At 43.1% G+C, this 6,630-nt stretch carries 5 protein-coding genes; 3 read left to right on the top strand and 2 right to left on the bottom strand.

Translation table 11 applies throughout. The features are described 5' to 3' along the window. Nucleotides 1-383 precede the first annotated feature (383 nt). Entirely contained in the window at nt 384-1,667 is a 1,284-nt protein-coding gene (serS, locus tag IM319_RS01390; protein ID WP_287734329.1) for a serine--tRNA ligase, read from the top strand. 55 nt (nt 1,668-1,722) lie between these two features. On the opposite strand, the gene IM319_RS01385 is transcribed toward serS, so the two are convergent. Beyond that, nucleotides 1,723-2,883, bottom strand: coding sequence for a 2,3-diketo-5-methylthiopentyl-1-phosphate enolase (locus IM319_RS01385; RefSeq protein ID WP_287734328.1), 1,161 nt, complete (start codon nt 2,881-2,883; stop codon nt 1,723-1,725). Nucleotides 2,884-3,142: 259 nt separating this feature from the next. Between IM319_RS01385 and IM319_RS01380 the strand changes: the two genes are divergently transcribed. Beyond that, nucleotides 3,143-4,261, top strand: a complete 1,119-nt coding sequence (locus IM319_RS01380; RefSeq protein WP_287686065.1) for a peptidylprolyl isomerase — start codon at nt 3,143-3,145, stop codon at nt 4,259-4,261. Nucleotides 4,262-4,623: 362 nt separating this feature from the next. Here IM319_RS01380 and IM319_RS01375 read toward each other — a convergent pair whose 3' ends face one another. After that, nucleotides 4,624-6,144: a class I SAM-dependent methyltransferase gene (locus tag IM319_RS01375; protein WP_287734327.1), complete on the bottom strand. Its 1,521-nt coding sequence runs from the start codon at nt 6,142-6,144 to the stop codon at nt 4,624-4,626. 192 nt (nt 6,145-6,336) lie between these two features. On the opposite strand from IM319_RS01375, the gene IM319_RS01370 reads away from it, so the two are divergent. Continuing rightward, the coding region (locus tag IM319_RS01370) for a DUF2887 domain-containing protein (RefSeq protein ID WP_287734326.1) at nt 6,337-6,630 on the top strand (294 nt) is incomplete at its 3' end.

The raw sequence follows: 6,630 nt of genomic DNA, 5'->3' as shown, positions 1-6,630 counted from the left end.
TCCGTTGTCTTTTAACTCAGCGTCGGGTTTTGAAGGGTTGTCATCCGTTGTGATAATTGTACCAGAAGGCAATTGATAGCCTGTTAAATTCCCTTGTTTCCACCACCTCCAAGCCGTTCGATAACTTATTCCTGTTTTTTTGCCTAGTCCGATAGTTTTGTCTGTACATATTACCATGAATAACTATATATGACCATATTTGTATTGAAACTTTACAATACCCCAGTTTCCGCTGCCGCTAATTTTACCGGCGGCTTTCAACCGATATTTTAGTTAAGTTTTGAGTTATTATTGACCATTGGTTAGGGATTGAGAACATTTCCCCTCAGGCTGCCAATTCGCCAACTCCCCCACTTACTTTTTACTTTTTACTGACTCGTACCATGTTAGACCTAAAGCAAATTAGAGAAAATCCAGAGGAAGTACAGAAACGCTTAGATAGTCGGGGAGGGAGTTATGATATTGCCCCTATTCTCCAGTTAAATCAACAACAGAAGGCTTTAGAGTTAGAACGCAGCAGTTTACAGGCCCGGAGTAACGAAATCGGTAAACTGGTGGGACAAAAAGTTAAAAGTGGCAGCGATGCCAACAGTCCCGAAATTTTGGTGCTGAAAACAGAAGGAAACGAGATTAAAAGTAAACTAGCTCAATTAGAACCGCAGGAAAAAGCCATTAAAGCGGCCATTGACCAAAAAATCTTAGATTTACCCAATTTACCCAGTGAAACCACTCCCATCGGTAAGGATGAACGGGAAAATATCGAAGTCAAACGCTGGGGAGAGGAATATAAACCCACTAACCCGAATATTTTGCCTCACTGGGAAATTGGGGAAAAATTGGGCATTTTAGACTTTGAACGGGCCGTAAAGATCGCCCAGAGTCGTTTTGTTAATCTTATCGCTGTCGGGGCAGCCCTAGAAAGAGCCTTAATTAATTTTATGCTCGATCGCCACATTGTCGCCGGTTATACAGAAGTTTTACCACCAATTTTAATTAATAGTGACTCCTTGCGCGGGACGGGACAACTGCCAAAATTCGCGGAAGAAAGCTTTAAATGTCGAGATGATGAGCTTTGGTTAGCACCAACGGCAGAAGTACCCGTAACTAACCTCTATCGCGATGAAATCCTCTCATCGGAGCAATTACCAATAAAACACTGTGCCTATACTCCCTGTTTTCGTCGAGAAGCGGGCAGCTATGGCAAAGATACGAGGGGCTTGATCCGTTTGCATCAATTTAATAAGGTGGAAATGGTCAAAATCGTCCATCCTGACGCTTCTGCTCAGGAACATGAAAGTTTAGTCGCTAATGCGGAGGCAATCCTGCAAGCTTTACAGTTGCCCTATCGCGTGATTGAATTGTGTACCGGTGACTTGGGTTTTGCAGCGGCCAAATGTTATGACTTAGAAGTGTGGCTACCTTCGGCTAATACCTATCGGGAAATTTCCAGTTGTTCTAATTTTAGAGACTTCCAAGCACGACGGGCAAATATTCGCTTTAAAGAAAAAGGGCAAAAAGGCACTAATTTTGTCCACACCCTCAACGGTTCGGGATTAGCGATCGGTCGTACTATGGCTGCTGTCCTAGAAAATTATCAACAGGCAGACGGGACGGTAAAAGTGCCAGAAGTGCTGCAACCCTATCTAAAACGGGAGATTATTTGTTAATTTTTCTAAAAATGCTTGACAAAATAGCTCTATAGTGCATTTAAAAAAGTTGCTCTTAACCCCACTGTAGAATTGCCTGTTTTAAGGCTCCTTCCGGCAAATTGGCGGGACTAAAAGAATCACCCGCTTCTATTCTGGCTAAAGCTTCAAAAAAAGCCCTCACACCACTGGCTGGTCCCGATGGGTGGTCCATAATTCCGGTTCCCGCATTGAGGATAACATTACGTCCGTAATCCCGAAGCACTTGGGGAACAATACCGGGACGAATGCCGGCCGAGGGAACCGGAAAAACGTTTCTATCGCGCAAAATATCGCGAATTTTGCCTTCCTCCTGCGGATCGAAGGGTAAACTACCGTAGGCGGCGGGATATAGCACCGCATCGGCTCCTGCGTGGGCCATCATCGTTCCCAAAACCACAGAATAGGCTAATCCCGTATCAGTACCGGCACACATCGCTCCGGCAAAGGCAGGATGGGCGAAAATAGGAACATCGATCGCTGGATCACTGGCTAAAGCTTCTAAAACGGAAAAACCGTAGGTAAGAACGTTTAATAATAGGGCATTAGCCCCATGTTTCACTAATAAACGGGCTTTTCTCTGCAATTCGTCCGCTTTTCCCGTGACATTGACCGCATAAAGAACATTTCTACCGGTTTGCTGCCGCACTTCCTCCAAAACCCGGCGACAACAATCTAGGCGCTCGTGGGTGGGAGCCACGGAAAGATCCGCCATGATTTCATCATCTTTAATCACGTCTAAGCCAGCAAAAGCCACTTCTCGCAGGATATCGGCGTGATCTTGGGCCGATAGTCCTAAAGCGGGTTTAAAAATTGCCATCACTAGAGGTCGATCATAAACCCCCAAACGTTGCCTAATTCCTGTGATTCCCAGCTTGGCTTTTGTGCCGTAGGTTTCGGGGAGATACACCCCCACCACTTTTCCTGCTCCAGCCATGGAATATTTGCCGAAAATCATGGTTAAAAGACTGGCGATGTCATTTTCAACGTTTATCTGGGGAAAACGCACCCTAGCCACCTTATAACCGTCGGCTTCCTCCCTGATCCCCACCACTTCCGCTAGGTGTTGTTGCAGCTGCTCTTGACGATGACTGTGGCGATCGCTCCAAGTGCCGGCGGTTTGACCGATAGCGATCGTTTTTGCCTGTTTTTCGGCATCAATAGCGGGAGGAAAGCGATAATCGACAATGATAGTCATAAAAGGTGAAAAAAGGGAGTGGGAATTATAAATTATAAATTATGAATTGGGGAAGTGGGGAGCTTTTTTCAGTGATCAGTAAACAGTAAACAGTAATGGGTGAACTGAAAACTCACATCTGATAACTGATAACTGATAACTGATAACTGATAACTGATAACTGATGACTTCGATCGGTTTTCTCACCTATTGACAAGGGTTGCGCTAAAAGCCTACAAGTATTTTGGATAGGTATGGCCATTGAGGAACCGACCAAAACATGAAAATAACGACAAGATTACGGGAATGGGGCAAATTTTTCTTAAAAAGCGGTGCTAGTATTGCCCTAGCACTATTTTTAATCTTAAGTCTGTTCACGGTTAAGGGAACTACCCCTGCTTTAGCTGTGCTTGCTCAGGGTGATGCGGTCACGGATCCCACTGCTATTCTACGCAATGCCTTACCCATAGATAATAAACCAATTCGTCAAGTGCAACAATCGATCGAAGATATTGCCAAACATCTGCGGGCCAAGCGTTGGAGTCCGATTAAAAAAGATGTCAAGGATGCCAATTATGCCCTTTCGACCAAAAGCAACGCTATCTTAGATAGTGTTCCCGAAGCAAGTAAAAGTCAAGGGGAGGAATTAATCGAAAAAATAAAAACGGGAGTGGCAGCCCTCGATACGGCCGTAGAAGCGAAGGATAAAGAGGCAGTTTGGTCAACCAGACGGGAATTACTCAATAATATCACCGCTTTAGAAGAATTAATGGTGGTGGGTTTTCCCTTTAACGTTCCCCCAGAATACGCTAACTTGCCGCAATTGCGAGGACGTGCCACCGTAGAGATGCAGACAACCAAAGGAGATTTAACTATCGTTGTCGATGGTTACAGCGCTCCAGTTAATGGGGGTAACTTTGTGGATTTAGTCCAACGGGGTTTTTATGACGGTTTACCCTTCATTCGCAGCGAAGATAATTTCGTTGTCCAAACCGGGGATCCCGTCGGTGCAGAAGAAGGTTTTCTTGACCCGAAAACTAAGCAATATCGCTCTATTCCCTTAGAAATTTTGATTAAAGGGGAAGAAGAACCAGTTTATGGCAATACTCTCGAAGAATTAGGGATTTACTTACCCAGTCTCGCCTTGCCTTTTAACGCTTTTGGTGCATTGGCCCTAGCGCGTCCCGATACTAATCCTAACGGAGGTTCCTCGCAATTCTTTTTCTTTAAATTCGATAATGAATTAACTCCTCCGGGGTTTAATCTCATGGATGGTCGTTATTCGGTTTTTGGCTATTTAGTCCAGGGAAAAGAGGTGTTAGAAGAACTTACCGATAAGGATAAGATTATCACCGCTAAAGTGGTTTATGGCTTAAATAATCTCGTCCAACCTAGCTAGGTTGGCGTTTTTAACTAGGTCTTGTCAAGACAAAAAGATTAGTCAAGATAGGGGAAGCATCTCAGATTCTGGGGACTTCCCCCGATACCCCCGCAAAAGTGGGAATTGTCGGGGTCAATATTCCCCGCTAGTGAAAGCAAGGCACCCCGGCAATTACTCCATCTTCTCCATTTTGGGAGAAAACTTTTTTCTCGAAAGATTGCAAGTTAATGACTGTCATGGCTAAAAAATATCCAGTTTCTAGATACATCCAGATAGTAGGTAGGTGGGTATTAAAAATTGTCAGAACCCCCCTTATTAAGGGGGGAAGGGGGGATCAAAGACAAAATCTATCTTCAATTTAATTATAACCACTTACTTATTTACTCAATACCTAGTTTTTGCAATGTTAGTAAACGTTCTTTACTAAACTGCTCGTAAACTGTTTTCAGATGAGCAATATTCTCCTCCTCTGTTTCCAAAGTTTTCCCATCTTTAACCACTTTTTTGCCTTGACTTGCCAAAATTTGCCAGACAAAACTTACCCCGTCTTGGTTATTAGATTTTGCTAACAGAAATAACTGCTCTAAACGATTGACTACTACTCCAGTCCCAATCAAAGGAGAAGCTAAAAAGCTTAATTCCTCATCATAGATCGCTTTCGCTTTCACTGCATTATTAAAAGCATTAGTAGATGGTTTCCGTTCTTGGCAAGTTTGCTCATCGACAGCAGGATGAATATAGGCAATACCAGTTAAAATCATGAGAGCTTGGTAAAGACCATTTAAGTTAATATTTGAGGTTTTGGGATGATTTTGCAGTTGCAGTAAAGTTTGGGGAGATTCTGCCAAAACTTCACAAATTGGCTGATAAATTGCCTCCTGTAACTTAACTTCTCCCACGGGAAACTGCTGCTCGAACTTGATCTTTGCGGGATTAACAAGCAGGGCAAACCGGGTTTCTTGTAGTTGTTTAAGCTGTTCTTGGTTGGTTAAACCTAAAGAGCCTCGAATAAAAATATCACGACGGAATTGATTGTTAACAAAGAAATCTCGCACCACTTCCCGATAGATTGGGTCGCTAATTTTTGCTAATTTTTCTTGGGCTGCCTGAGAGAGATTGACCATATCAATATGGTCATTAATATGGGCGGAACCCACATATTTAAGTTTCGCATCCTCTAATTCTTTCGCTACTTCATCGAAGTAAAAAGAATTCCATTCCTGATTGAAATACTCGTGAGCTAAATAATAACGATTTTGTTCCTTCAGGCGCTCGTAACGATTTTTTAAGATTGGATTTTGGGCAAAATAACTAGCATTAGCTTCTAATAATTCCCCCGTAAAATTAAGCGCCTGTTCAATCCTTGTTAAAATTGGTTCGGAACTGTGTTGACCATGACGTAACATTAAAGCCTGCATCGGCATCGCTGCTGACCAACCAGGAAGGGCATTATAGGAGATATAAACTAATCCCCCCACCTTGAGATTGCGGCGAATAAAATTAACTATTGCTTGGCGATTTCTGGCACTAATCCAGCTATAAATTCCGTGCAGACTGATGAAGTCAAATTGAGGTAAATCTCGCTCTAAAAATTCCTCAAAACTATCATCAAAGAAAAGAATATTCTTCATTCCCGCCTTGGCCGCTAAATCTCTGGCCGTGGCGATATGGCTAGGGTTGAAATCATTGGCATAAAATTGGGCGTGGGGATAGGTAGCTGCTAAAATATTCGTGGTAAAACCCTGACCACAGGCCAATTCACAATAGGTAAATTCTTGACCGGAATCGGGGGGGTGAATGGATTTAATCAGAGTGGCTAAACCTAATTTTAGGGGACTTAACTCGCCGTAAAAGCCGCTAGTGTAGTTAACTTCCGATACATATCCTTCTGTCCAACTCATAGATTTTCCTCAAATATAATGACAATTCCTAAAATTAAGACTTGATTATACAGGAAAAGAGCCATGTCCCCTAGATTTTTGTTGGTGACAGCAAGGACAATAAAGCTATACAATGCCTATTAATACTAGAGTATTAACCGTTTAGCCAAACGATTCGGCAACTGCCAATAAACCCTAGAAGCGAGATTTCTCGTGAAAACTGACAGTCTCTTTTACCAAATCTTCCTGCGTTTTCCGGACAGTTTCTTTGACCTAATCGGACAACCCCAGCAACAGGCAGCAAACTATCAATTCACCTCCCAAGAGGTGAAACAACTCTCCTTTCGTCTCGATGGCTTATTTATGCCACTCAGAGAAGATATTCAGCAACCCCTCTACCTAGTGGAAGTGCAGTTCCAACCAGACGACACCCTCTACTATCGACTTTTTGCGGAATTGTTCCTGTTTTTAAGGCAATATCAACCACCTCACCCCTGGCAAATTGTC

It is taken from the genome of Microcystis sp. M113S1, assembly GCF_020246945.1.
In the GTDB taxonomy this organism is placed as follows: Bacteria; Cyanobacteriota; Cyanobacteriia; order Cyanobacteriales; family Microcystaceae; genus Microcystis.
The sequence above is the reverse complement of the archived record's forward strand: the minus strand, read 5'-3'. Positions and strand labels throughout refer to the sequence as shown.